Here is a 24737-nt window from a genome sequence, read left to right as displayed (position 1 = left end):
CGGGGCCGGTACCGCCAGTGCTGCCGGTGCCAGTGCTGCCGGTGCCAGTGCTGCCGGTACCGCCAGTGCTGCCGACTGCGAGCAGGCGGCGGGCGGCCTCGGCGTCGGCGAGGAGGTCCGCTGCCGGTCCCTGGTGCGCGGTGCGGCCGGCGGCGAGGACGACGCAGTGGCGGGCCAGGCGGCGCACCAGAGCGAGGTTCTGCTCCACGAGCAGGACCGGCACCGCCTCGGCGGCGCGCTCCAGCACCTGGGCGACCTCGGTGACCACCTTGGGCGCCAGCCCCTTGGTGGGTTCGTCGGCGATGATCAGCCGGTTGCCGTTGAGCAGAGTCCGGGCGATGGCGACCATCTGCTGCTGGCCGCCGGACAGGGTGCCGGCGGCCTGCCGGGCGCGTCGTCTCAGCTCCGGGAAGAGCGTGTGCACCAGGTCGTAGGCCGGCTCCCCGGCACCGGGCCGCTCGGCCAGGCGCAGGTTCTCCGCGACGCTGAGGGAGGCGAAGACGCCGCGGTCCTCCGGTGCGTAGCCGATGCCCCGGCGCACCAGGGCGTGGGTGGCCAGGCGCACCGTCTCCTCGCCGGCCAGCAGCACACTGCCGGTCCTCGGCACGAGTCCGAGGATGCCGCGTACGGTGGTGGTCTTCCCGGCGCCGTTGCGGCCCAGCACGGCGGTGGTGCCCGAGGCCGCCACCTCCAGGTCGACGCCGTGCAGGATGTGCTTGCCCCCGATCACGACCCGCAGGTCGCGCACGGTCAGCAGGGGTGCCGCGGTGGGAGTCACAACTCCTCCCCGAGGTAGGCCTGTTGCACGGTGGCGTCGGCCATCACCGACTGCGGGGTGTCCAGCGCCAGCAGCGTGCCGTGGTGCATCACGGCCAGCCGGTCGGCCAGGTCCAGCAGCACGTCCATGTGGTGCTCGACCATGAGCACGGTGCGTCCCTCTTCCTTGTGCAGCGACCGGATGAGTTCGGTCAGCGCGGGCACCTCCTCGGCGCTCACGCCGGCCATCGGCTCGTCCAGCAGCATCAGCCGGGGCTCGCCGACGAGCAGGACGGCGAGTTCGAGCTTGCGTTTCTCGCCGTGCGAGAGGGCTTCGGCGCAGGTGTCCGCGCGGTGCGTGAGCTGGGTACGGGCCAGCACCCCGTCGATCCGTTCCGGGGAGGTGTCGGCGCGGCGCCAGATCCGGTACGAGCCGCCGTCCGCGGCCTGGGCGGCGAGCCTGACGTGGTCGACGACCGTCATGCCCGGCCACAGGCTGGAGGTCTGGAAGGTGCGCCCGAGGCCGCGCCGGGCGCGGGCGTAGGCGGCCTCGCCGGTGATGTCGCGGCCGTCCAGCTCGATCGCGCCCCGGGAGACCGGGTTGAGTCCGCTGACCAGGTTGAACAGGGAGGTTTTTCCTGCTCCGTTGGGGCCGATGAAGGCGAGGAACTCGCCCTCGCGTACGTCGAAGGAGACGGCGTCGACGATGGTGGCGCCGCCGACCGTCCAGCCGATGTCACGCAACCGGAGCACCGGGGCCGGGAAGGCGTCGGCCTTCCCGGCGCCCGGGGCCTCCGGGGCGCTCGGCGACGTCGTGTCGGAGGAGGACATCGGCTCAGCCCGCCGGCTTCGCGGCCGGCGGAGCGACGGCCGTCATCGGGATGCTGTCGGTCAGCTCGGGCCGCGCGGTGCTGCCGCTGCCGTCGAGCTTGGCGGTGAACATCGGCTGGAGCAGGGCGTGGTCCTTCGCGCGGATCTGCTCCTTCCCCTTGGGCCCGTCGAAGGTCCAGCCCTCCAGCGCCTCGGCCATGGCGGTGCTGTCGGTGGCGCTGCCGGACTCGATCGCGTGCACGATCATCTGGGCGGCGGTGAAGCCGTCCGGGCTGAACAGGTCGGGGGTGCCGCCGGCCTTCGTGATGCCGTCCAGCATGGCCTTCTCCACGTGGTTGCCGCCGCCGGCGCCCGGGAAGTAGTGCGCGAGGAAGGCGACCTTGGAGCCGGCCGCGCCGAAGACCGGGTAGGAGGCGGTGCCCGCGAGTCCGGTGACGACCTTGCTCGCGTCCAGGACGCCCTGCTGGTTCAGCGCGGTCCACAGGGCGGGGGCGGTGGTGCCGGCCCAGGCCACGAACACCAGGTCCGGGTTGCCGGCCCGGGTCTGGTGGGCGAAGGGCGTGAGGTCGGTGGCGCTCGGCGGCGCCAGCACGGAGCCGACGTGTGCGCCCTTCGCGCCCAGGACGGCCTTGACCGCGGCCACGTTGGCCTGTCCGAACGCGGAGTTCTGGGCGAGTACGGTGACCTTCTTGCCCTTGGCGTCGCCGAGCAGCGTTCCGGCGGTGAGGATGTCCTGGTACGACTGCCGGCCCGAGCGGAAGGTGTAGGCGTTGATGCCGGTGACCGCGTCGGTGGCCGCGGGCCCGCTGACGTAGAGCACCTTGTTCTGCGCGGCCAGCGGCGCCATCTGAAGGGCCACGCCGGAGTCGGTGGTGCCGGCGAGGATCTTGTAACCCTTGCCGACGAGGGTCTTGGCCGCGGCGACCGCCCTCGCCGGGTCGCCCGCGTCGTCCTCTTCGGTGACCTGGACCGGGTGGCCGCCGGCCTTGTTCGTGCCGTGCGTGGCGTAGGCGAGGCCCGCCTTGAAGCCTTCCTCGTACTGCTTGCCGTAGGCGGCCAGCAGTCCACTGCGGGAGTAGACCAGTCCCACCTTCACAGGAGCGGACTTACCGTCCGAACCGGCCGTGGCGGTGCCCGCGGTGCCGGCCGAGGAGCAGCCCGCGACGAGGGCGCCGACCGCGATCAGGGTGAGGGCGCGAACCGATCTGCTTCTGAAGGTGTCCGTGAGGTGAGAACGCATGACGTACGGCTCCTGACGGTGCGGTGCTGGATTGCCGGAACCCTAGGAGCGCCGTACGACGGGCGGCATGTTGCGAATCACCGTTCTTTCGGGGCCAGTCATGGCGCCGACACACATGGCCTGCGTCGGTCGCTCCAGGCAAAGGTGAGCAGCACCCGGTCCTGGCCGCTCCGCTCCGTGGTGGTGGGCCGGGCCGACGGACACGACACATCCCGGTGGAAGAGGAAACGGCATGGACAAAGTGATGGCCGCGGCCGCGCGGGCAGTGGCGGACATCCCCGACGGTGCGACCCTCGCGGTCGGCGGGTTCGGCCTGTGCGGCATCCCGTCGACGCTGATCGCGGCGCTGGCCGAGACGGGCGTGTCCGGCCTGCGGGTGGTGTCCAACAACTGCGGTGTGGACGACTGGGGGCTGGGCCTGCTGCTGCGGGCCGGCCGGATCGCCCGGATGACCTCTTCCTACGTCGGGGAGAACAAGGAGTTCGCCCGCCAGTACCTGGCCGGCGAACTGGAGGTGGAGCTGACCCCGCAGGGCACCCTCGCGGAGCGGCTGCGGGCCGGTGGCTCCGGCATCCCGGCCTTCTACACCCCGGCGGGGGTGGGCACCCAGGTCGAGGAGGGCGGCCTGCCCTGGCGCCACCGTGCCGACGGCGGCGTCGCACTCGCCTCCCCGCCCAAGGAGACAAGGGAGTTCGGCGGCCGCCGCTACCTGCTGGAGGAAGCCATCACGGCCGACTTCGCCCTGGTACGGGCCGAAGTCGCCGACCGGCACGGCAACTGCGTCTTCCACGCGGCCGCCCGCAACTTCAACCCGCTGTGCGCGATGGCGGGACAGGTGACCCTCGTCGAGGCCGAACGCGTCGTCGAACCCGGTGAACTGCCCCCGGACGCCGTGCATCTGCCGGGCGTGTACGTGGACCGTGTGATCGCCGTCGACCACTCGCTGGACAAGCGCATCGAGCGCCGCACCGTCCGCCCCGCGCGCCCCGGTACCGGAGCAGCCGCCGCACGCACCGCCGCCGCCCCTGCCCCTGCCCTCGCTCCCGAGGAGAAGTGACCATGCCGTTCGACCGTGACCAGCTAGCCGCCCGCGCCGCCCGGGAGTTGCGCGACGGCGAGTACGTCAACCTCGGCATCGGCCTGCCGACCCTCATCCCCAACCATCTGCCGGACGGCGTGCATGTGGTGCTGCACTCCGAGAACGGCATCCTCGGCGTGGGCCCCTACCCGTACGACGGCGAGGAGCACCCCGATCTGATCAACGCCGGGAAGGAGACGGTCACCACCGTCGCGGGCACCTCGTACTTCGACTCGGCCTTCTCCTTCGGCATGATCCGGGCCGGTCGGATCGACGTCTCGGTGCTCGGCGCCATGCAGGTGTCCGCCCACGGCGACCTGGCCAACTGGATGATCCCCGGCAGGATGGTCAAGGGCATGGGCGGCGCGATGGACCTGGTGCACGGCGCCCGCCGGCTCCTGGTCGTGATGGAGCACGTCGCCAAGGACGGCAGCCCGAAGCTCGTCGAGGAACTCAGCCTTCCTGCCACGGGTCGCCGCGTCGTGGACCGCGTCATCACCGACCTGGCCGTCATCGACGTCACGCCCGAGGGGCTGCGTCTGGTGGAGACCGCCCCTGGCGTCACCGTGCGGGAGGTCGTGGCGGCGACGGCCGCGCCCCTCGTCGTCGACGAGAGTCGGTCGGCGACCGCAACCCGCGGAAGCCACACCGGCACCACTCCCCCGCCCGCCGCTCTTGCCCGTCGGCGCCCTCGACTTGGCTGATCGCGGTCTCGTACGTGGCCGCCGGAGGGTTCCTGCGGCGGCCACGTACGTGAGTCACGGGCGGGAAGGCCACATCGCCTTGGCGCCGCGGGGCCGGGCGGCCTGCTGAAGCGCTTCGGTGTCGCTCACCCCGCGGATGGAGACGGCAGGCTGCGCCGATGTGATCCCCCGGAGGGGAGCGCAGCAGGGGTGGTGACACGGCAGGAGGACCACGACGCCGATGAGGCCGGGTTCGGTGCGGTGGCGGGTGGCGCGCGGCAGGGTGCGTGGTGGGGCAGTCGGCTGGTTCTTGTCCGGCAGGGGCGGGCGGGGGCTAAGGTACATGGAAGGCGTCCCTTTCGTATGGCGTCGTGGTGGGGAGTCCGCCCGGCCGGTGGCCTCGGAACCGGTGGCCGGTACGGGACTCCCCTCCTTCTTTCTCTTCCTCGCGTGCCGGGCCGGTTCAGCGGTCGGCGGCGAACTCCTGCAACCGGTCGACAAGTTGCCGGTCGGGCCGGGCGACGATCACGGAGCGGCCGGGAGTGCGTGCGGCGAGCCGGTCGACCTCGTGCTCGAGACGGCAGGTGGGGGCCAGCGCGGTGGAGCCGTTGGTGCGGACGTAGCGGGCGAACAGCTCCAGCCCTTCGAGGAACGCGGCGTCGGGCGGTGCGGTGTCGGCCATGGAGTGGGTGAGCTGGTGGAACCAGTGCCGGGCCCGCTTGGACTCGCCGAGGGCCAGGTGGTGCAGGTGCAGGCAGTAGGCGGCGGCGCGGCTGCCGGCGCCGGCGGCGAGCTGCCACCAGAACTGGGCGGACTCGGGATGGCGGGTCAAATAGAGCAGGCAGGCGAAGGCGAGGGCGCCGTCGACGTCCAGGTGTTCCTCCGTCAGCGGGCCGCGCTCGGGGCCTTCGGCGATCTTGGCGACGTGGTCGGCGACGGCCGGTTCGTTGAGAACCCACCGGCACACCACGCCCAGGCGCTGGCCGGCCTGGGCGGCGCGGGCTATCTCCGTGGCCGGGGTGCGCCGGCCCGCGTCGGCGGCGAGCCGGCGCAGGCCGGCGGCGACGTCGAACCGGCGCGGGGCCGTGGCGGGCAGCCGGACCTCGTTCAGCAGGGCATCGAGTGTGGTGATCACGGTCGCTCCCCCTTCGGGTGGCGCTTCTTGTGTTCGTCGGGCAGGCCGAGCTTGACGCGCAGGCGTTCCTTCCCGCGGCGCAGGTGGTGGCCGACGGTGCGTTCGTCGATGCCGACGTACCAGGCGACCTTGGCGGTGGGGTAGCCGAGGATGTAACGCAGCACGATCACTTCGAACTGGCGGTTGGGCAGTTCCGAGATCGCCTCGTACAGGCCGCTGGTCGACTCCATCTTCTGTAGTTTGTCCCGGGCCGTGGCGAGTGCCGGGGCGAGCGCCTGGGCGATGGGTCCGTTGATGACGAACGCCGGTGCGCGGCCCTCGCGATCGAGGCGGTCGTGCACGGCCCGCCGCATGATCGCCCAGGCGCCCTGCTCCAGCGAGCCGGAGCTCAGCAGTTCCGTCCAGCCCGCGTGGATCTGGAGGAAGACCTCGTGTATGACCTCTTCGGCCACCTCGCGGGTCCCGAAGTGGACTTCCGCGTAGGCATGGAACGGCTCCTGGTGCCCGAGGTAGAAGGCCTCGAAGTCCAGCGGCAGGTCCAGCGGCAGGAACATGGACTGTGAGAGTGCGGAACGCGGCTCAGCGTCTGGAGTGCCCTCTGGGGCGTCGTCGTGACTCACACAGGCCTCCCGGCGGCACAGCACATGGGCAGGCGTTTCCTCTCCATTGAGGGTCGGCTGGGACCGGCGCCAACTCGTGCGCGCCGACGGCCCGTTGGGCCTGAGACCTACCTAAGTGGTTCATGTGGTCGATCACTCATGCACACCCGGGAAAAATTGCCGGGAGCTCCGGCCCGCACCGTGCTGCAATCTTCAACAAGCACTGCTAGTCACCGTCGGTAGCCTTCTGACCAGGCTCAACCCGACCGGACAGCAAAGCGAACACCCCTGCGCATATCGAAAGTGTTCTGCATCACACCAGGCCCGTCACCCTGCGCTCGGCTCGCGCACGGAAGAACGCACATTCGATGCACACCCCCAAGCTTCACTAGGCGTGACTGCTACCGAACGGGATCAGCAGCCGCCACGGCTTGGCGCGATGGCGTGCGTTCATACGTCCACATCATTGCTTCCGCAAAGATCGGCGCTGCGCCGACGCAGGGAGCGACGACGTCCACGGCCGCCCGGCGCGCGGGAGCGCCGCGGATCAGCGGGCCGCCGGATCCAGCTCCCTCGCCGCCGACGCATCCAGCAGCAAGTTGACACATCAATGACATTTCCGAATGATTGATACGTCAACAATCGCCCTGTGCGGGAGTCTCGCCATGTCTGATCTCGTCTTCGGCCTCGATACGTTCGGGGATGTACCGGCGGACGACTCCGGCACCCCGCCGGGATCGCCACCCGCACCAGCCGGATCCGTCTGAGCTCCGGCGTGACCGTCCTCAGCTCCGACGATCCGGTCCGCGTGTTCCAGCGCTTCGCGACCGTGGACGCGCTGTCCGAAGGCCGGGCCGAAGTGATCCTCGGACGCGGCTCCTTCACCGAGTCGTTCCCTCTCTTCGGTTACGACCTCGCCGACTACGACGTGCTGTTCGAAGAGAAGATCGAACTCTTCGCCAAGCTGCTGGAGGAGAGGCCCGTCACCTGGAGCGGCACCAAGCGGGCTGCCGTGGAGAACGCCGACGTCTTCCCCAAGACCGAGTCCGGGCGTCTGAGCACCTGGGTGGGCGTCGGCGGTTCGCCCCAGTCGGTCATCCGCACCGCGCACTACGGTTTCCCGCTGTCCGAGATCGAGCACGGTTCCCTCTACGTAGGCGCCCCGGAGACGGTGGCCCGCAAGATGGCCCGTGCCATCAAGACCCTCGACGTCGGCCGCTTCGACCTCATGTACGGCAACCAGTCGATCAGCGCCCGCCTGCGCGCCGTCGAGCTGTACGGCACCAGGGTGCTCCCGATGGTCCGTGACCTCCTCGCGAGCTGACACCGTGGACGGAACCGCGCGCGATGCTCTTCCGCTTTCCGGAGACGGAGTGCGGAAGAGCCGTCCTTGATGCGCGGGCCGCCGCTCACGGTTGATGTGTCGCCCTTGCCTGGCCGGCACGGCCCACCGGTCCGTGCCGGCCGCGTGACGCCGGATGACACAGCGCCGCGGACGTCAGGGGCGCGGTATGTTGCGCAGGTTGGCGCGGGCCAGGTCGAGCATCCTGCCGACGCCGCCGTCGAGCACGGTCCGGCCCGCCGCGAAGGCGAACCCCTTGACCTGGGCGGCCGAGATGTGCGGCGGGATCGACAGTGCGTTGGGGTCGGTCACCAGGTCGACGAGGAACGGTCCGTCATGGGCGAGCGCATGCTTGAGGCCCTCGACGACATCCTCCGGGCGTTCGATGCGGACAGCCTCGATTCCCGCCCCGCGGGCGATCGCCGCGTAGTCCACCGGCCCGTGGTCGGTCTCGTGTTCGGGCAGCCCCTCCACCAGCATCTCCAGTTTCACCATGCCGAGGGAGGAGTTGTTGAAGACGATGGTCTTCACCGGCAGGTCGTGCAGTTTCACCGTCAGCAACTCGCCCATCAGCATGCCCAGTCCGCCGTCCCCGGACATCGAGATCACCTGGCGGCCGGGGTAGGCGAACTGCGCGCCGATGGCGTGCGGCAGCGCGTTGGCCATCGTGCCGTGCAGGAACGAACCGATCACCCGGCGCCGCCCGTTGGGAGTCACATAGCGCGCCGCCCAGACGTTGGACATGCCGGTGTCCACGGTGAACACCGCGTCGTCGGCGGCGAGTTCGTCCAGGACCGCGGCCGCGTACTCGGGGTGGATGGGCAGGTGCCGCTCGACGTCGTGGGTGTAGGCGGAGACCACCGTCTCCAGTTGCCTGGCGTGTTTGTGCAGCATCCGGTCCAGGTAGGCGCGGTCCCCCTCCGCCTCGACCAACGGCAGCACGGCACGCAACGTCTCCCGTACGTCGCCGTGCACGCCCAGTTCCAGTACGCTGCGGCGGCCGAGGCGGCCCGCGTCGTGGTCGATCTGCACGGTTCGCGCCTGCGGCAGGAAGTCGTTGTAGGGGAAGTCGGTGCCCAGCAGTACAACCAGGTCGGCCTCGTGCATCGCCTCGAAGCAGGCTCCGTAGCCCAGCAGTCCGCTCATGCCGACGTCGTACGGGTTGTCGTACTGGATCCACTCCTTGCCGCGCAGGGTGTGCCCGATCGGGGCGGCGGTCTTCTCGGCGAGGGCCATCACCTCGGCGTGGGCGTCGCGGACTCCGGCGCCGCAGAACAGCATGACCTTGCGTGCGGCGTTCAGCCTCTCCGCCAGCGCGCGTACCTGGCTGTCCGGCGGGACGACCCGGCCGAGCTCGGTGACCAGGTCGCCGGCCCCGGTCGGGTGGCTGGCCTCGGCGTGTGCGACGTCGCCCGGTATGACGAGGACCGACACCGCGTTGTTGCCCACGGCCCGCTGCATGGCGATGCGCAGCACCCGGGGCATCTGCTCCGGGGTGCCGATCATCTCGCAGTAGTCGCTGCACTCGGTGAACAGCCGCTCCGGGTGCGTCTCCTGGAAGAAGCCGGTGCCGATCTGGCGGGAGGGGATGTGCGAGGCGAGCGCCAGGACGGGCGCCCCGGAACGGTTCGCGTCGTACAGCCCCTGGATCAGGTGGGTGTTTCCGGGGCCGCAGCTGCCGGCGCACACCGCGAGCCTGCCGGTCAACTGGGCATCGGCCGCCGCGGCGAACGCGGCGGCCTCCTCGTTGCGGACGTGCACCCACTCGATGCCGTCGGTGCGCCGCACCGCGTCGACCACCGAGTTCAGGCTGTCGCCCACGACGCCGTAGATCCGCTCCACGCCCGCCTGACGCAGGATGTCCACCAGCTGCTGGGCTACGTTCAGGTTCCGCATCGACGCGCTACTCCCCTCGGGCTGCACACCCGTGCCAGGTGACTCTCGACAGCCTCAATATAGTTGATGCGTCTACCTTGAGTGCGCGGGTATCCCCGTGGGTACCGGTCGCCGCTCCCGCGCGGCTCCCCCGCTGGCGCGGCACATCGTCCCGCCAGCAGCCAGAACTGACGCAATGTCGCATCAGCCACGGTGGGAACACATTCACTGTCGCCTTCGACATTGGCCTGCGTATGGCCGCGCCCCCATGCTCCTGCACACCGAAGGCACCGCCTCATCTCCGACGATGCCCTGGAGCGATCAAGGAGCACGGCAGTGACCGTTCTGGACATCACGACGATCCACGCAGCGCAGCACTCCGGCCGTCCCGACCGGCGCCGCTTCACCCGCACTCCGGCGGGGCCGGCGCTGTTCGACACCCCGCCCCACAGAACCGACCGGCCCGCGCCCGACCGCACCGCCTGACCACCCCGTCGGCAGCCTCTCCTGACCCAGGGCCCGCGGTCCGCTCCGGTCGCAGGGATGTCGCCCACTGGCGCCCGCTACCGCGGCGCCCCCTTTCCGTCCTCGCCGTTCCGCGCCGCTCCGAAGAACGCCGGGCGACCGCGAGGCGATCCGAACCCTTTCACCAGCAAGGAGCCGCACACATGAATGAGCCGCAGACCAACGGCACCCAGCCGGCTGTCTCCCCGGACCCCGGATCCGTCACACGCCGCCGCTTCTGGCAGGTCGGCGCCGCCGCGGCGCTCACCGTCGGCGCAGCGACCTTCCTTCCGGGAAACTCCGCCGGAGCCGCCACGTCCAGGCCCTCGGGCAAGCCGTCGAGCACTGCCTCCAGCACTCCCACCAGCAGCCCCTCCAGCACGAGCAGCGGTGGTACGACGTCGACGTACTACTTCGACGAGGCTTCCGCGCTGGCCGGCACCAACCCGATCCTGACGGACCTCGTCACCACGCTCACCTCCGGCTTCACCCCGCCGCACCCGGACGCGCCCGACCCGACGATGATCTTCGACGACGTCGCGGTGCTGAGCGTCGGCTGGGTGTCCGCGACGGCGATCCTCACGTCTGACGGAATCATCCTCATCGACTCCCTCACCTCGCCCAGCGACGCCGAGAACACCATCGCCGCCGGGCTACAGACCCTCGGCTACGATCCGTCGACGATCAAGTACGTGGTCGTCACCCACGCCCACCCCGACCACTACGCGGGCGCCCAGTACCTCGCCGACACCTACGGCGCCCGCGTGATGATGTCACCGACCGACTGGACCACCCTCGCCGGCAGTTCGGGGTCCAACATCCCGACCCGGGATCTGGACATCAGCGACGGCGAGCGGCTGACCCTCGGCGACACCACGATCACCCTTCACTACACGCCGGGCCACACGCCCGGCACCGTCTCCGCGATCTTCCCCGTCACCTGGCAGAACGCCGCGCACACGGCGATGCTGTGGGGCGGCACCGGCGTGCCCACCGCCACCGCCGACAAGGAGACCTACCTCTCCTCCGCGATCAGCTTCGCCTCGACGATGTCGCAGCAGGGCGTCGATGTCGAACTGAACAACCACGCGTTCGCCGACTACGGGCTGGAGCGCATGGCGGAACTGAGCAGCACCGACAACCCGTTCGTCGTCGGCACCTCGGACACCCAGCTCTTCATGGAGGTCATGCAGGACATGCTGAACGGCCGCATCCTCGAGGACGGGGAGTCCTCGTCCTCCAGCACGACGGTCACCACCGCCGCGTTCACCACCGGCGCGGCGGTGGCCGCAACGGCCACCCACAAGGGGGCCTGCAACTGCTGACGCCCAGGTGAGCGGCTGGGCGTGACTGGTACGACAGCACCGGCCACGCCCAGCCGACAGCCCGCCCGAATGCCCCTCCACCCCGCAGGGAACCCGCGCACCGCCGGGCTGCACCACCGGGGAGTCACTGGACTACGACCGCCCCCGCCACCACATCCGCTCCGCTCCCGCTTCGAGGAGTCGGACTGCGTCGTGGTCCTGGACGACGAGGACGAGGCGGAACCCGATCAAGCAGGTTCCGCCTCGAACCGGGGCCGTCGTGGTGGCGGCTCGGAAGGGTGTGGCTGTCAGCAGTAGCAGCCGGCCCTGCCCGGGCTCGTCCCGGCCAGCGCCACAGCCGTTGTGGCGGTGCTGGCGGCGGCGGAGCTCGAGGACTCCTGGTCCTGAAGGATGCGACCGTTCACCATGGTTCGCATGACCTGCATGAAGAGCTGGGCGTCGGCGGTGCCGACGACGAACGGGTTGTCGGCTGTGTCCGGCGCGCCGCTCAGCTCCTGCATGCGCTCCAGACCGTAGTCGCAGAACGGGTGGTTGCTCAGTTCGACGTCGACGCCGGCCCGCTTCATGAGAGAGCCGAAGGTGCGGGCCGAGGAGAGGTACGTCTGCTTGTCCGCGGTGGCGGTGGGCGGGTTGGTGCCGCCCCAGAGCATCGCCGTGTGTGCGGTGCCCTGCCAGTGGACGGGGAAGATCGGGGAGACGGTGCCGGGGGTGTGGCCCGGGGTGTAGTGGAGGGTGATCGTGGTGTCGCCCAGGGTCAGCTGCTGGCCGTCGGTGATGTCCAGGTCCCGGGCAGGGGCGTTGGCCGGATTGCTGGTGGCCAGGGTGGTCCAGTCAGCCGGCGCCATCATCACCCGGGCGCCGTACGTGTCGGCGAGGTACTGGGCGCCGCCGAAGTGGTCGCCGTGGGCGTGGGTGACGACGACGTACTTGATCGTCGACGGGTCCGCCCCGAGCGCCTTCAGGCCCGGGACGAGGGTCCCCTGCGCATCGGTGGGCGAGGTCAGGGAGTCGATCAGGATGATTCCGCCAGACGTGAGGATGGCCGTCGCGGACACCCATCCGACGCTCAGCACAGCGACGTCGTCGAAGATCTTCAGCGGATCCGGCGCGCTCGGGTGCGGAACGGTGAAACCTGAGGTGAGCGCGCTGACGAGATCCGTGAGGATCGGGTTGTCACCGGCCAGCTTGGCGGCACGGTCGAAGTAGTCCTGCGAGGAGGCGGCGGTCGCGGCGCCGGCGAACTGGCCTTGCAGGAGCGACGCCGCGCCGGCGGTGACTGCTGCGGCGGCGCCGAACTGCCAGAACCTGCGGCGGGTGAGGGACCTGTGACGGGGGCCTTCGGGAAGCGCCGGACGTGTCGTGTCGGCCGTCGGGTCGTTCATGTGGTTGTGGCTCCTTACCGGGGACGTCATGGGTAGTTGATACATCATCAATATGTGTGCTGACGGCCGGCGGGCGACCCTGGGGGTCGGCCTCCGGCCGTCAGCGGTTCATCAGGCGGTGACGCTGGTCTCCTCGCTGCGCTGCTCGGTGTGGGCGCCGGTGTCGGAGAGGGGGGTGTCCCGCCGTTCCTTGAGGAAGAAGGTCACACTGAGCCCGACGAGAGTGACGGCTGCGAGGTAGACACCGACGGAGTACACGGTGCCGGTGCTGGTCTGAAGGGCCTCGGCGATCATGGGGGCGAAGGCGCCACCGAGGACGGCCCCCAGGGCGTACGAGAGCGCGGCGCCGCTGTAGCGGACGGCGGTGGGATACATCTCGGCGAACAGGGCGGACTGCGGGCCGTAGGTCAGTCCCAGGCCGATGCTGTAGACGACCAGGGCCAGCACGATCAGACCGGTGTTCGCGGTGTTGAGCAGGGCGAAGAACGGGAACATCCACACGAGTTGGATGAGGAAACCGATGCGGTAGACGCGGATGCGCCCGACCCGGTCGGACCAGATGCCGCCTGCGAGAGTACTGGCCAGCCAGCCCACCGCCGCGGTCATGACGCAGATCAGGATGGTGGTGGGGTTGATCTCGAGGTGGTTGACCGAATAGGCCTGGACGTATCCGCCGGTGGTCATGTAGCCGACGGCGTTGTTGGCGGCGAACAGCAGGGCGCCGGCGATGACCAGGGGCCAGTGGTCGCGGAAGAGTGCCGCGAGCGGGGTGCGGGCGCGCTCACCGGTGTCCTTCAGCTCCCGGTAGACGGGGCTCTCCTCGACGCGGCGGCGGATGACGAAGCCGGCGGCGACGAGGACGACGCTGAGCAGGAAGGGGATGCGCCAGCCCCAGGAGAGGAACTGCTCGTCGGTGGTGAGGGCGGTGACGAGGGCGAGGACGCCGTTGGCGAGCAGCAGGCCCAGCGGGGCGCCGAGCTGAGGGAAGGCACCGAACCTGCCGCGCTTTCCGGTGGGGGCGTGTTCCACGGAGATCAGGGCGGCGCCGCCCCACTCCCCGCCGGCGGACATGCCCTGAAGGATCCGCAGGAAGACGAGGATGACCGGGGCGGCCATGCCGACGGAGTCCCGGGTGGGCACCAGGCCGATGACGGTGGTGGACACGCCCATCAGCACCAGGGTGGCGATCAGCATCGCGCGGCGGCCCAGCCGGTCGCCGAGGTGGCCGGCCACAGCGGCACCGACCGGGCGGAAGAAGAAACTGATGCCGATGGTGGCGAAGGAGATGATCAGCGAGTCCTCGCCGAATCCTTCGAAGAACACCTTGCCGAAGACCAGGCCGGTGCACAGGGCATAGATGAAGAAGTCGTACCACTCGATGGTGGTGCCCGCCATGGCGGCAAGCGCGACCGTACGGTGCTGGCGGCCTGATGCCGTTGAGGGCTGGGACATGGCTGGTCCGATCGTCTGCGGGTCGTCATCGACCCGGAACGGGGAGGTGAGCGGTGGGGGTGTGGACAAAAAGGGTTCGGGTGTGTGTCAGACGGCGTAGTCCGGGGCGATCCTGTCGACGCGCCGACGCAACGCGGTGAACAACGTCCGCCCCGCCTGCGTACGGTCCCCCATCTGGAAGGACTCCCTGGTCGAGCGCACCGCCGCTTCCGAGGTCACCGGCATCAGCGGCTGCCCGGACGACTGGGCGGCCAGTTGGATCTCGCAGGCCCGCTGCAACGTCCACAGGGCGGAGAAGGCGGCCGGCAGGGTCGGGCCCAGTGCGAGGAGGCCGTGGTTGCGCAGGACCATCAGGTTGCGCTCGCCGAGGTCGGCCACCAGTCGTGGCTTCTCCTCGGGGTCGACGGTGACGCCCTCGAAGTCGTGGTAGGCGACCATGCCGTGCAGCTGTGCGGCGTAGAAGTTGTCCGGGTCCAGTCCGCCGCGCAGGCAGGCCACACCCGTGCCCGCGGTGGTGTGGGTGTGCATGATGCAGTGGGCATCGGGCCGGCTGGCGTGGATCACCGAGTGGATCAGCAGTCCCGCCTCGTTGACGGGCCAGTCGGAGTCGGACAGGACGTTCCCGTCGAGATCGATCTTCACCAGGTTCGAGGCGGTGACCTCGTCATACATCAGGCCGAACGGGTTGATCAGCAGGTGCCCGTCCTCGCCGGGCACGCGCACGGTGATGTGGTTGAAGATCATCTCGACCCAGCCGAGGTGGTCGAAGATCCGGTAGCAGGCAGCCAGTTCGAGCCGCGCCTGCCACTCGGCCTCACTCATGCCGGCAGGCTTCTTCGTGCTCGTGGGGATGTCCAGAACCGTCACTGCCGCGCTCCTTGGGCCATGGGTGTCGCCGCAGGCGTCTCCTCCGGGGGAGGTTTGCCTCGGTGTCCAGGAGCATGAGTGCGTGCCCCCTCGGCGGCCAATGTCGAGGACGCCACGAAAAGCGCTCGCGCGCTGTGCGATCCGACACTACGGCCCCGTGAGTGCGGTGAGTTCCAAGGTCAGCAGAAGGCGTCTGGTCGGGTCGGCGAGCGACACCCCGAAGAGCTCCTCGGCCCGGCGCAGCCGCAGCCGCAGTGTGTTCTGATGGATGTGCAGCGCCCCGCTGGCCGCGACGACGTCTCCGAAGTGCCGCAGATACGCGTGCAGGGTGGCCGCGTACTCGGTGGCGTGTTCGGCGTCGTGCGCCCGCAGGCGGTCCACGAAGCCGGTACGCAGTTCACCGTCGTCACGCACGGCCCGGACGAGCCGCCGCAGCACCAGCTCCGGCCGCAGGTCCTCGGTGCGGTACGCGCCCGGATCCGCGCACTGCCCCCGGAGGTGGTCCAGCGCGGCGTCGATGTCGCGGCGGGCCCGGAGGAGGGGTGAGAGTGCCCCGACGGTCGGCGAGCAGACCGCGACGAACGACCGATGCAGGCTGTGCCGGGCCCGGTCGAGAAGGTGGTCCAGCAGGACGCCGGTGGAGACTCGCCCCGAACCGGCGGCGGGCAGCAGTACGTAGACGTGCTCTCCGAGCAGAGCGGCCGCCGGTTCGTAGCCGAGGGAGCGGCCGTCGAGGACGGCGAGATCGACCAGTCGCAGCAGAGCGGCGTGCAGCCGGGCAGCCACACCGGCGTCGCCCGCTTCGTCGCCTTCGTCCACGGCCTCGCTCAGCCCGACCAGGACACCCGGGAGGCAGACACCGCCGGGCAGGTCGCTCTGCCCCGACCGGCCCTCCAGCGCGGAGCGCAGGGCCCGGTCGCGTCTCTCCTGTTCCGCGTCGACCTGGCGGCGCAGCGCCAGCATGTGCAACGCGGCCACCCGGGCCGCCTCCTGCAAAGTGGGACCGCAGTCCGGGACCGGGGTGTCATCGGGGAACGCGGCCCACAGGGAGCCGAGCACGTCCTCCCCCGCCCGTATGACCACGGCCATACGCGGCAGGCTTCCGGTCCGCTGGTGGTGCACGACCGTGTCACTCGTCCACACCTTCCGGTCCAGGTGGTCGGCGATGGCGTCCTCGGGCACGCGGCGGCCCAGGATCCCCTGTCGCCGGATCTCGTCGATGGGCTGGTCCGGCAGGTTCGAGTAAGCGACGATGATCTGCTGCGTGTCCATGATCGCCACTGCCCCACCGACGATGCCGGCGACCGCGTTGGCCAGGGAGAACAGATCACCTCCCGTGGGTGGACCGCCGGGTTCGGAATCCGCCGCCCGCGCGGCCAGCACCGTCGTCGCCAGGCGCTGGACGCGCGTCCACGGCATCTGCGGATTGACCGCGAGCACGGGAACCCCGGTGGCGCGGATCCGGGCCAGCAGATCCTCTCGTGCGGGAACGGCACACTTGACGGCGAGCGCGCACGACGTGTCGGCCGCCGCGCGGAGGGCGGCGTCCATGACGTCGTGGTCCGCGATGTCCACACCCACTCCGAGCAGCAGGTGGCCGGACGCGGTCGCCCGCACTACCTCGGGAGAGTCCAGCAACTCCACGCCGACGACCCGCGGTTCGGCCTCGGCGCCCTCCGACAGCACGCTGACCACGTCGTCCTGAAGAGCGACGACGAGCTGCTCCAGGAGCATGGCGGTCATACGGGTTCCTCCCGCCCGACGGAAATGAGGTGATGGCGGAATCTACATCAGGCGATGGCCGCGAGTGTAGGTGTCGACATTGTCGTGGCCCGTGCCGCGGCGCATGCTCGCTGCCATGGGACATCGGATCACCATCGTCGGCCCGGGCGCCGTCGGAGCCGTCCTCGCCGGGGCGTTCGCCATGTCGGACGCCGAGGTCTCGCTGCTCGGCAGGCCGGGCCCGCACTTCGACGCGATCGCCGCGCACGGGCTCGCGCTGCGTGACCGGCAGACGGGAGCCGCGCACCGCCACTGGTTCCCCACGGCGTACGACGCCTGGCGGCTTCCCGTCCCGGATCTGGCGGTCCTCTGCGTCAAGAGCCAGCATCTGCTCTCGGCGGCACGCTCCGTCCGGACGTGGATCGAACACGGTACGGACGTGCTGGTCGTGGCCAACGGAGTGCCCTGGTGGCTGCTCTCCACGGTCGAGCACTCCGCGGAGGACTCCGTCCTGCGCCCGGTCGACCCCGACGGGGAACTGCTGGACCTGCTGCCCGCCGAGCGTGTGATGGCGGGGGTCGCGCACTTCAGCAGTGTCGTCGAAAGTCCCGGCCGGGTGGCCCAGGTCAGCGGCACCAGGCTGATCATCGGCGACCCGGCAGGCGGAGTCTCCGACCGGGTCACACGGTGCGTCGCCGCGCTGTCCGCGGCGGGCTCCGTCCGCCCGGAGCCCGCCGCGGACATCCGCCGGGACATCTGGGAGAAGCTCCTGGGCAACGTCAATCTCAACCCGGTCAGCGCGCTCACCGGCGCCACCGTCCTGGACATCCTCGACGATCCCGACACCCGGCGGCTGTGTGTCGCCATGTTCGAGGAGACCGCGGCTGTCGGCGCCGCACTGGGCCTGGACAGCGCCATGACGGCCGAGGAACGGCTCGCCGTCACCCGCGGCCTCGGCGCGTTCCGTACCTCCATGTTGCAGGACGCGGACCGCGGCCGGCCCCTGGAACTCGACGCCGTCGTCGGCGCCGTGCGCGAACTCGCGCGCCGCACCGGTGTCCCGTCCCCTTCCCTCGACTCCGTGCACGGCCTGCTCGCCCTGCGCGAGCGCGTCCGCGGCCACGCCCAGACGCCCGGCACCTGAAGGAGCCCCGTGCCACACCCGTTGGGGAACACCCCGTCCAAGATCGTCGCTGTCCATCTGAACTACCCCAGTCGCGCCAGGGAGCGCGGACGGGTCCCGGCCCAGCCCTCGTACTTCCTCAAGCCCCCCTCGTCGTTGTCCGGCACGGGCGAAGCGATCGTCCGGCCGGACGGCTGCGAACTCCTGGGCTTCGAGGGCGAGATCGCCCTCGTCATCGGCGCGCGCGCCCAGCACGTGACGCCGGACGACGGCTGGTCGTACGTCCGCTGGGTGACCGCCGCCAACGACGCGGGCGTGTACGACCTGCGGTACGCGGACCGCGGCTCCAATCTCCGTTCCAAGGGAGCGGACGGCTTCACCCCGATCGGACCGCGTCTGCTGGACGCCGCCCGACTCGACCCGGCCGCACTGCGGTTGCGGACCTGGGTCAACGGTGAGCTGGTCCAGGACGACACGACCGACACGCTGCTTTTCCCGTTCGGGCAGCTGGTCGCCGACCTGTCCCGACTGATCACTCTGGAACCCGGGGACGTGATCCTGACCGGTACTCCGGCCGGCGCCTCGGTGGTCTCGCCCGGCGCTGTGGTCGAAGTCGAGGTCACCGGGGGAGAGTTGTCGACCGGGCGGCTGCGCAGTCCGGTCGTCGCCGGTTCCTCGCTGGAGCCGTTCGGTGCGATGCCCAGGGCGGATCCGGTCGAACGGGAAGCCGCGTACGGCACCGCCCTGCCGCTGCTGGACCCGGCCTTGCGAGCAGGGCTGGCCTCCGTGGCGGTCGCGACGCTGAGCGCCCAGCTCCGTGCCCGCGGCCTGCCGCACATGTCCGTCGACGGGGTACGAAGGCTGCGGCCGGCTTCGGCGAACATGGTCGGCGTCGCCCACACACTGCGGTATCTGCCGCTGCGCGAGGACCTGTTCAAGCGGTACGGCGCCGGCATGAACGCCCAGAAACGGGCGATCGAGGAGCTGCGTCCCGGGCACGTCCTGGTGATGGACGCCCGCCGGGACGCGAGCGCCGGCACGCTCGGCGACATCCTCGCCCTGCGGGCGGCGAAGCGGGGCGCGGCCGGGGTCGTCACCGACGGCGCGGTCCGCGACAGCGCCACCGTCGCCGACCTGGACCTGCCGGTCTACGCGGCCGGCGCCCATCCGTCCGTGCTCGGCCGCCGCCACGTCCCCTGGGACACGGGCGTGCCGATCGCCTGCGGCGGCGCCCTCGTCCAGCCCGGTGACCTGGTCGTGGGTGACGCGGACGGCGTGGTCGTCGTACCCCCGGAGCTGGCCGCCGAGTTGGTCGCCGACTGCCGGGAGCAGGAGCGGCAGGAGCGGTTCATCGCCGAGCAGGTCGCCGCGGGCGAGAGCGTCGATGGTCTGTATCCGCTGGGTCCCGTCTGGCGGGACGCCTATGAGAACTGGTGCGAGGGAGAGACACAGTGAAGTTCCGCAGCGATCCATCGGTCATCCGGGGGTCCATAGCTCCCGTCGTGACGCCGTTCACCGATGAGGGAGCGGTCGACCACGACGGTCTCGCCGGACTGATCCGCTTCCAGCTGGACAACGGCTCGCACGGTATCTCCCTGGGCGGGTCCACCGGTGAGCCGAGCGCGCAGAGCGTCGCCGAGCGGATCGCCGGTATGCGCACCGCGGTGGAGGTGATCGGCGACCGGGTGCCGTTCCTGCCCGGCACCGGCTCCCACAAGCTGGGCGAGACCATCGAACTGACCGCCGCAGCGCATGAACTGGGTGCCGACGCGGTCCTGGTGATCACGCCGTACTACGCACGGCCCACCCAGGACGCCCTCTACCAGTGGTACGCGACAGTGGCCGGCGAATTCCCGGACCTGCCGATCGTCGCCTACAACGTGCCCTCGCGTACGGCCGTCGACATCGCCCCGGAGACGGTCAAGCGGCTGTTCACCGACTTCGACAACTTCGTCGGAGTGAAGGAGACCACGAAGGACTTCGAGCACTTCTCCCGCGTCCTGCACGCCTGCGGGCGTTCCCTCCTCGTGTGGTCCGGCATCGAGCTGCTGTGTCTGCCCCTGCTCGCCCTGGGCGGCGCCGGCTTCGTCTCCGCCGTGGCCAACCTGACACCGGGCGCGGTGGCGCGGATGTACGAGCTGTGGGAGGCGGGCGACTTCGACGCGGCCCGTGACCTGCACTACCGGCTCCACCCGCTGGTGGATCTGCTCTTCGTCGAGACCAACCCGGCGCCCGCCAAGTGGGTGCTCGCACAGCAGGGCCGTATCTCCTCCCCGCACGTCCGGCCACCGCTGACGACACCCACGGACGCGGGCCTGGCGAAGATCCGCGCGCTGCTCGCCGAGGGCGGCGACCTCACCGCAGGGATCGGAGCCGGCCGGTGATCCCCGAGAACCTTCCCACGGTCATCCGGCACTGGATCGGCGGCGACCTCGTCGACGCGGCCGACGGCCGCACGTTCGATGTCGCCGATCCGGTGTCCAACACGGTGTACGCGCAGGCCGCGCGTGGTTCGGCGGCCGACGTCGACCGAGCCGTGACCGCCGCGCGGGCCGCCTTCCCGGCCTGGTCCCGGATCTCGAACCGGGAGCGCGCGGGCGTGCTGTACCGGATCGCTGACGCCGTCGAGGCACGCCACGACCGCCTCGCCGCCTTCGAGACGTACGACACCGGACTGCCCGTCACACAGGCGAAGGGCCAGGCGCGCCGCGCCGCGGAGAACTTCCGCTACTTCGCGGACGTGATCGTCGCTCTCGGCGAGGAGGCCTTCCGGCAGGGCGAGGAGCAGTTCTCCTACGTCGTCCGCACACCGGTCGGAGTGGCTGGGCTGATCACACCGTGGAACACCCCGTTCATGCTGGAGAGCTGGAAGCTGGCCCCGGCCCTGGCCGCCGGCTGCACGCTGATCCTCAAGCCCGCGGAGTGGACCCCGCTGTCCGCCTCCCTGTGGCCGGAGATCTTCACGGAGGCGGGCGTGCCCGCGGGCGTCGTCAACATCGTCCACGGCATCGGCGAGGAGGCCGGCCAGGCCCTGGTCGACCACCCGGACGTGCCGCTGATCTCCTTCACCGGCTCCACTGACACCGGCCGTCACATCATCCGGTCGAGTGCCCAGCACCTGAAGACCACCTCGATGGAACTGGGCGGCAAGTCACCGGCCGTCGTCTTCGCGGACGCCGACGTGGAAGCGGCCCTGGACTCGGTCGTCTTCGGCGTTTTCTCCCTCAACGGCGAGCGCTGCACGGCCGGTTCACGGGTCCTCGTCGAGCGCCCGTTGTACGAGGAGTTCACCCGGCGGCTGGCCGAGCGGGCAAGCGCTGTCCGGGTGGGGCTGCCCGCCGACCCGGCGACCGAGGTCGGCGCGCTGGTCCACCCCGAGCACTACGAACGAGTCCTGAACTACGTCGAGATCGGAAAGAAGGAGGCCAGGCTGGTCGCCGGCGGCACCCGCCCCGGCCACCTCGCCGAGGGCAACTACCTCCAGCCGACCGTCTTCGCCGACGTCGAGCGCGACGCCCGGATCTTCCAGGAGGAGATCTTCGGCCCGGTCGTCGCGGTCGCCCCCTTCGACACCGAGGCCGAGGCGGTCGAACTGGCCAATGCCACCCAGTTCGGCCTGGCCGCCTACATCTGGACCTCGGACCTGAAGCGCGGCCACCGGATCGCCCACGCCGTCGAGTCCGGCATGATCTGGCTCAACTCACACAACGTCCGGGACCTGCGCACCCCCTTCGGCGGGGTAAAGGCCTCCGGCGTGGGCCGCGAGGGGGGCGCCCACTCCATCGACTTCTACACCGAGTCGAAGATCGTGCATGTCGCCCTCGGCGCCGTGCACACCCCGCGCTTCGGGGCCGCCTGATGATCCTGCCCGACGCACCCGACGTCATCCGCTCCGCCTACGCCCAGCTGGCCGTCACCGACCTCGGCGCGGCCCGCTGGTTCTGGGTGGACATGCTGGGCTTCCACATCCAGTACGAGGACCCCGGCATCCTCTGCCTGCGCGGCACGGACGAACTCACCCACCATTCACTCGTGTTGAGGCATGCCGAAGTGGCGGCTCTCGACCACATCGCCTACCGGGTCCGCACCCCGGAGGACGTCGGCAAGGCGGAGCGGTTCTTCACCGCACTGGGTCGGACGGTCCGGCGCGTACCCAAGGGCGAGGGCACCCCCGGCGTCGGCGACGCAGTCCGCGTCATCGACCCGCTCGGCTTCCCGGTCGAGTTCTTCTACGACATCGAGCGCGCCGAACGCCTCATCCAGCGCTACGACCTGCGCCACGGCGCCGAGATCGCCCGCCTGGACCACTTCAACATCTGCACCCCGGACATCCCGGCCGCCTACGACCACTACAGATCTCTCGGTTTCGGCTGCTCGGAGACCATCGAGGGCGACGAGCACGAGCTGTACGCGGCCTGGATGTACCGCAAGCAGACCGTCCACGACGTCGCCTTCACCTGCGGGGCCGGACCGCGCCTGCACCACCTGGGCGTGGCCACCCACGAGTCGCATCAGGTGCTGCGCGCGGCGGACATCTTCGGCGCGCTGCGCAAGGAGCACCACATCGAGCGCGGACCGGGCCGGCACGGCGTCTCCAACGCCTTCTATCTGTATCTGCGCGACCCCGACGGTCATCGGGTGGAGATCTACACCTCCGACTACTACACCGGTGACCCGGACCACGAGACCCATCGCTGGAACGTCCACGACGACCGCCGCCGCGACTTCTGGGGCAACGCCGTCATCGAGTCCTGGTACAAGGAGGCCACCCCGGTCCTCGACCTGGACGGCGCCCTCCAGCAGGTGACCGACGGCCTCGTCGACGAGTCGGCCGTACAGGTCGGCGCCGACGGGCTCGGCTGACGCCGGACCGGAGGGCCCACTTGTCCCGTCTCGCAGTCGTGCCGGCGACCGCGGTCGCCGCCGTCGTCGCCGTCGTTCTCGCATCCGGGAAGGTGGCGAACGCGCCGCTTGGCTTCGCCGACCTCTGGTGCGACGTGATCGCCCTGCTCTCCTCCACCGGTGCGCCGTTCGCCGGCCCGCGCGAGCGGCTCCTGGTCGGTCTCGGGGCGCTCGCGTCGAGCATGCGCGAACCGATTCCCGTGTCGCATCGTCGGCGGAAACCCGCAGGGAAGGTGGCGGTCGTGCCGCGGTACGGCCCCGGGCAGGGACATCTGGAGGCCCGGCCGGGCACTCCATTCGAACAGGACGCCTGGCACGCCACGCTGTTCCGGCGCGCCGTAGAGATGTCCACGCTGTTCCAGCGCGCCGTAGAGGTGTCCATGCCGTCCGCGGAGAGGTCCTGGTGAGACCGCTGTTCGCGCAACGTCGCGCACGAACCGACGCGCCCGGTCCCGCCCCGGCCGTTCTCTCCCTCAGCCCGAACGCGGCCCGCCTGACCGCAGGCATGCGGCAGCGACGCGCTCAGGAGCGCCTGGACCACCGCGCCCACCTGGCGGCGCACGGCCCGCTTCCTGTCCCCGGGGAGTTCGGACTCCGTGACCTGCTCGTGCTGACCGAGCGGATCGCCCTGCGTGATCGCGGTGCAGCGGGCTTCCCTTTCCACCGCGAGGTGCGCGCCTTCCGGAACTCGACCCGGCGAAGCGGGCCACCGACGGCCGTCATGGTCGACGCGACGGAGGGCGAGCCGTCGTGCCGCAAGGACGAGCTGCTTCTCCGCGGCGCGCCGCATCTGGTGCTTGACGGCGCGCTGTTGACCGCGGCGGCTCTGGACGCGAGGCAAGTGGTGGTCCAGGTGTCCCATCCGTCGGCAGCGGCCGCCGTGCAGGCCGCGGTCGCCGAACGGAAACCATGGCGGCGCTCCCGCGGAGCACCGGTACGAGTGGTGCGGCAGCCGGAACGTTTCTTCACCGGAGAACGCGGCGCCACGGTACGCGGACTCGACGGGCTGCCGACGCTCCTTGCGAACGCCGAGACATGGGCGCAACTGGCGGTCGCGGTGCGGACGGGCGCGGAACGGTTCGCGGCGATCGGGGAGCGAGACGAGCCGGGAACGTTCCTGGCGACGGTGACCGCCTATGCCCCGGACGACGGACGGCTCGCGCAGACGGTGGTGGAAGCGCCGCTCGGCGCGCCCTTGCCCGCGCTTCTGGAGCGCTGCGGGACGGACGCCGGACAAGCGGTGCTGGTCGGCGGCTACCACGGGGCCTTCCTGGGGCGCCAGGCGGCGGCCACCGCTGTGATGACCCGCCGGGGAATCGAAGCCGCGGGCGCCACGTTCGCAGCAGGCTCCGTAGTGCGGATCCCGGAGGAGACCTGCCCGCTGGGAGAGACGGTGCGGGCGGCGCACGGTCCGGCAGCGGAGATGGCGGCGCGCTGCCGGCCCTGTTTCCGGAAGCTGTCGGCGATCACGGCGGCTCTGGACGATGTCGTGTGCGGTGGCGGCTCTCCGGCGATGGAGCGGCTGCGGGAGTACATGGCCGCGGTCGGGAGCCGGCGCTGGGGTGACTGTTCGCATCAGGACGGGGCCGCGAGGTTCGTGGTGTCGGCCGTGTCGACGTTCGCGGACGACCTCACGGCGCACCTGTTGGGGCCCGGTTGCGGACGGCCGGTGCTGGGGGCGCTGCCGTTGTTGACCGCTCCGGAGGTGACGGCGGCGGGGACGGCCGATCGGTTCGCGGTCGACTGGACGCTGTGCGACGGCCACGCGCTGTGCGCGGACGTGGTGCCGGAACTGATCCGGATGGAGCAGGACGGCTTTCCGGTTCTGTCGGCCACGGCGATCCCCGCGGCGCTGGCCGCGCGAGCCCGGATCGCGGTGCGACGGTGTCCTGCGCTGGCCCTTCGCGTGGAAGCCATGTGA

20 protein-coding genes and 2 pseudogenes are annotated in these 24737 nt (G+C 70.7%); 12 read left to right on the top strand and 10 right to left on the bottom strand.

Annotated features, from left to right (window positions below; translation table 11 throughout):
- Positions 1-70: 70 nt before the first annotated feature.
- From AAW13_RS42655 to AAW13_RS42645, 3 genes and pseudogenes are all read right to left on the bottom strand, one after another.
- Positions 71-748: pseudogene (locus AAW13_RS42655) on the bottom strand (ABC transporter ATP-binding protein); the annotation flags it as partial.
- A 26-nt stretch (positions 749-774) separates the two neighbouring features.
- Positions 775-1587 carry an ABC transporter ATP-binding protein gene (locus AAW13_RS42650; protein WP_079179198.1) on the bottom strand — a complete coding sequence of 271 codons (813 nt, stop codon included), beginning with the start codon at positions 1585-1587 and terminating at the stop codon, positions 775-777.
- Between the two features lie 4 nt (positions 1588-1591).
- Positions 1592-2827, bottom strand: a complete 1236-nt coding sequence (locus tag AAW13_RS42645; RefSeq protein ID WP_046728037.1) for a substrate-binding domain-containing protein — start codon at positions 2825-2827, stop codon at positions 1592-1594.
- A 232-nt stretch (positions 2828-3059) separates the two neighbouring features.
- Between AAW13_RS42645 and AAW13_RS42640 the strand changes: the two genes are divergently transcribed.
- Together AAW13_RS42640 and AAW13_RS42635 are read left to right on the top strand one after the other, a co-directional pair.
- Positions 3060-3884: a CoA transferase subunit A gene (locus AAW13_RS42640; RefSeq protein WP_046728038.1), complete on the top strand. Its 825-nt coding sequence runs from the start codon at positions 3060-3062 to the stop codon at positions 3882-3884.
- A 2-nt stretch (positions 3885-3886) separates the two neighbouring features.
- Positions 3887-4609 carry a CoA transferase subunit B gene (locus tag AAW13_RS42635; protein ID WP_079179197.1) on the top strand — a complete coding sequence of 241 codons (723 nt, stop codon included), beginning with the start codon at positions 3887-3889 and terminating at the stop codon, positions 4607-4609.
- Positions 4610-5051: 442 nt separating this feature from the next.
- Here the strand turns inward: AAW13_RS42635 and AAW13_RS42630 are convergent, their stop codons facing one another.
- Entirely contained in the window at positions 5052-5723 is a 672-nt protein-coding gene (locus AAW13_RS42630) for a hypothetical protein (protein WP_206306379.1), read from the bottom strand.
- Complete coding sequence (locus tag AAW13_RS42625) at positions 5720-6343, bottom strand: RNA polymerase sigma factor (RefSeq protein WP_046728039.1); 624 nt, start codon at positions 6341-6343, stop codon at positions 5720-5722. The genes AAW13_RS42630 and AAW13_RS42625 overlap by 4 nt, the downstream gene beginning before the upstream one ends.
- A 644-nt stretch (positions 6344-6987) precedes the next feature.
- On the opposite strand from AAW13_RS42625, the pseudogene AAW13_RS42620 reads away from it, so the two are divergent.
- Positions 6988-7646 (top strand): annotated as a pseudogene (locus AAW13_RS42620) (LLM class flavin-dependent oxidoreductase).
- A gap of 174 nt (positions 7647-7820) precedes the next feature.
- Here AAW13_RS42620 and AAW13_RS42615 read toward each other — a convergent pair.
- Positions 7821-9560 carry a pyruvate dehydrogenase gene (locus tag AAW13_RS42615; RefSeq protein ID WP_046728040.1) on the bottom strand — a complete coding sequence of 580 codons (1740 nt, stop codon included), beginning with the start codon at positions 9558-9560 and terminating at the stop codon, positions 7821-7823.
- Positions 9561-9875: 315 nt separating this feature from the next.
- Between AAW13_RS42615 and AAW13_RS46290 the strand changes: the two genes are divergently transcribed.
- Both AAW13_RS46290 and AAW13_RS42610 read left to right on the top strand, forming a co-directional pair.
- A complete protein-coding gene (locus AAW13_RS46290; RefSeq protein ID WP_167391801.1) occupies positions 9876-10025 on the top strand; it encodes a hypothetical protein in 150 nt (49 codons plus the stop codon).
- Positions 10026-10207: 182 nt separating this feature from the next.
- Complete coding sequence (locus AAW13_RS42610; protein WP_063777047.1) at positions 10208-11368, top strand: MBL fold metallo-hydrolase; 1161 nt, start codon at positions 10208-10210, stop codon at positions 11366-11368.
- A 287-nt stretch (positions 11369-11655) separates the two neighbouring features.
- Here the strand turns inward: AAW13_RS42610 and AAW13_RS42605 are convergent, their stop codons facing one another.
- The 4 genes from AAW13_RS42605 to AAW13_RS42590 all read right to left on the bottom strand — a co-directional run bounded on the left by AAW13_RS42605 (position 11656) and on the right by AAW13_RS42590 (position 16812).
- A complete protein-coding gene (locus tag AAW13_RS42605) occupies positions 11656-12750 on the bottom strand; it encodes an MBL fold metallo-hydrolase (RefSeq protein ID WP_046728041.1) in 1095 nt (364 codons plus the stop codon).
- A 111-nt stretch (positions 12751-12861) separates the two neighbouring features.
- On the bottom strand, positions 12862-14202 hold the full coding sequence (locus tag AAW13_RS42600) for an MFS transporter (RefSeq protein WP_107483545.1): 1341 nt from the start codon (positions 14200-14202) through the stop codon (positions 12862-12864).
- An 87-nt stretch (positions 14203-14289) separates the two neighbouring features.
- Positions 14290-15069 (bottom strand): class II aldolase/adducin family protein, encoded by a 780-nt coding sequence (locus AAW13_RS42595; protein WP_071659868.1) that lies wholly within the window; start codon positions 15067-15069, stop codon positions 14290-14292.
- Positions 15070-15216: 147 nt separating this feature from the next.
- Positions 15217-16812, bottom strand: coding sequence for a PucR family transcriptional regulator (locus AAW13_RS42590; protein WP_046728043.1), 1596 nt, complete (start codon positions 16810-16812; stop codon positions 15217-15219).
- Between the two features lie 115 nt (positions 16813-16927).
- Here AAW13_RS42590 and AAW13_RS42585 point away from each other — a divergent pair, with 115 nt between their 5' ends.
- Genes AAW13_RS42585 through AAW13_RS42555 form a run of 7 tightly spaced genes read left to right on the top strand, consistent with a single transcriptional unit; the run spans position 16928 to position 24737 of the window.
- Positions 16928-17935, top strand: a complete 1008-nt coding sequence (locus tag AAW13_RS42585) for a ketopantoate reductase family protein (protein ID WP_046728086.1) — start codon at positions 16928-16930, stop codon at positions 17933-17935.
- 9 nt (positions 17936-17944) lie between these two features.
- The gene (locus AAW13_RS42580; RefSeq protein ID WP_046728044.1) at positions 17945-19369 is read left to right on the top strand and encodes a fumarylacetoacetate hydrolase family protein; all 1425 of its coding nucleotides are present in this window, start codon (positions 17945-17947) and stop codon (positions 19367-19369) included.
- The gene (gene dapA / locus AAW13_RS42575) at positions 19348-20298 is read left to right on the top strand and encodes a 4-hydroxy-tetrahydrodipicolinate synthase (RefSeq protein WP_338059087.1); all 951 of its coding nucleotides are present in this window, start codon (positions 19348-19350) and stop codon (positions 20296-20298) included. The genes AAW13_RS42580 and dapA overlap by 22 nt, the downstream gene beginning before the upstream one ends.
- Entirely contained in the window at positions 20295-21773 is a 1479-nt protein-coding gene (gene hpaE, locus AAW13_RS42570; RefSeq protein ID WP_046728046.1) for a 5-carboxymethyl-2-hydroxymuconate semialdehyde dehydrogenase, read from the top strand. The genes dapA and hpaE overlap by 4 nt, the downstream gene beginning before the upstream one ends.
- Positions 21773-22777, top strand: coding sequence for a 3,4-dihydroxyphenylacetate 2,3-dioxygenase (gene hpaD / locus AAW13_RS42565; RefSeq protein ID WP_046728047.1), 1005 nt, complete (start codon positions 21773-21775; stop codon positions 22775-22777). The genes hpaE and hpaD overlap by 1 nt, the downstream gene beginning before the upstream one ends.
- Positions 22778-22797: 20 nt before the next feature.
- Complete coding sequence (locus AAW13_RS42560; RefSeq protein ID WP_143145105.1) at positions 22798-23223, top strand: hypothetical protein; 426 nt, start codon at positions 22798-22800, stop codon at positions 23221-23223.
- Positions 23220-24737, top strand: a complete 1518-nt coding sequence (locus AAW13_RS42555) for a ferredoxin (protein ID WP_143145104.1) — start codon at positions 23220-23222, stop codon at positions 24735-24737. The genes AAW13_RS42560 and AAW13_RS42555 overlap by 4 nt, the downstream gene beginning before the upstream one ends.

The sequence above is a fragment of the Streptomyces humi genome, from assembly GCF_001005085.2.
In the GTDB taxonomy this organism is placed as follows: Bacteria; Actinomycetota; Actinomycetes; order Streptomycetales; family Streptomycetaceae; genus Streptomyces; species Streptomyces humi.
This window is presented reverse-complemented; position numbering and strand designations above follow the sequence as displayed.

Excerpts from the sequence above, each read along its gene's own strand:
- AAW13_RS42650 (WP_079179198.1), bottom strand. The coding sequence starts at position 1,587 with ATGTCCTCCTCCGACACGACGTCGCCGAGCGCCCCGGAGGCCCCGGGC.
- AAW13_RS42645 (WP_046728037.1), bottom strand. The coding sequence starts at position 2,827 with ATGCGTTCTCACCTCACGGACACCTTCAGAAGCAGATCGGTTCGCGCC.
- AAW13_RS42640 (WP_046728038.1), top strand. The coding sequence starts at position 3,060 with ATGGACAAAGTGATGGCCGCGGCCGCGCGGGCAGTGGCGGACATCCCC.
- AAW13_RS42635 (WP_079179197.1), top strand. The coding sequence starts at position 3,887 with ATGCCGTTCGACCGTGACCAGCTAGCCGCCCGCGCCGCCCGGGAGTTG.
- AAW13_RS42615 (WP_046728040.1), bottom strand. The coding sequence starts at position 9,560 with ATGCGGAACCTGAACGTAGCCCAGCAGCTGGTGGACATCCTGCGTCAG.
- AAW13_RS42610 (WP_063777047.1), top strand. The coding sequence starts at position 10,208 with ATGAATGAGCCGCAGACCAACGGCACCCAGCCGGCTGTCTCCCCGGAC.
- AAW13_RS42605 (WP_046728041.1), bottom strand. The coding sequence starts at position 12,750 with ATGAACGACCCGACGGCCGACACGACACGTCCGGCGCTTCCCGAAGGC.
- AAW13_RS42600 (WP_107483545.1), bottom strand. The coding sequence starts at position 14,202 with ATGTCCCAGCCCTCAACGGCATCAGGCCGCCAGCACCGTACGGTCGCG.
- AAW13_RS42590 (WP_046728043.1), bottom strand. The coding sequence starts at position 16,812 with ATGACCGCCATGCTCCTGGAGCAGCTCGTCGTCGCTCTTCAGGACGAC.
- AAW13_RS42585 (WP_046728086.1), top strand. The coding sequence starts at position 16,928 with ATGGGACATCGGATCACCATCGTCGGCCCGGGCGCCGTCGGAGCCGTC.
- hpaD (WP_046728047.1), top strand. The coding sequence starts at position 21,773 with ATGATCCTGCCCGACGCACCCGACGTCATCCGCTCCGCCTACGCCCAG.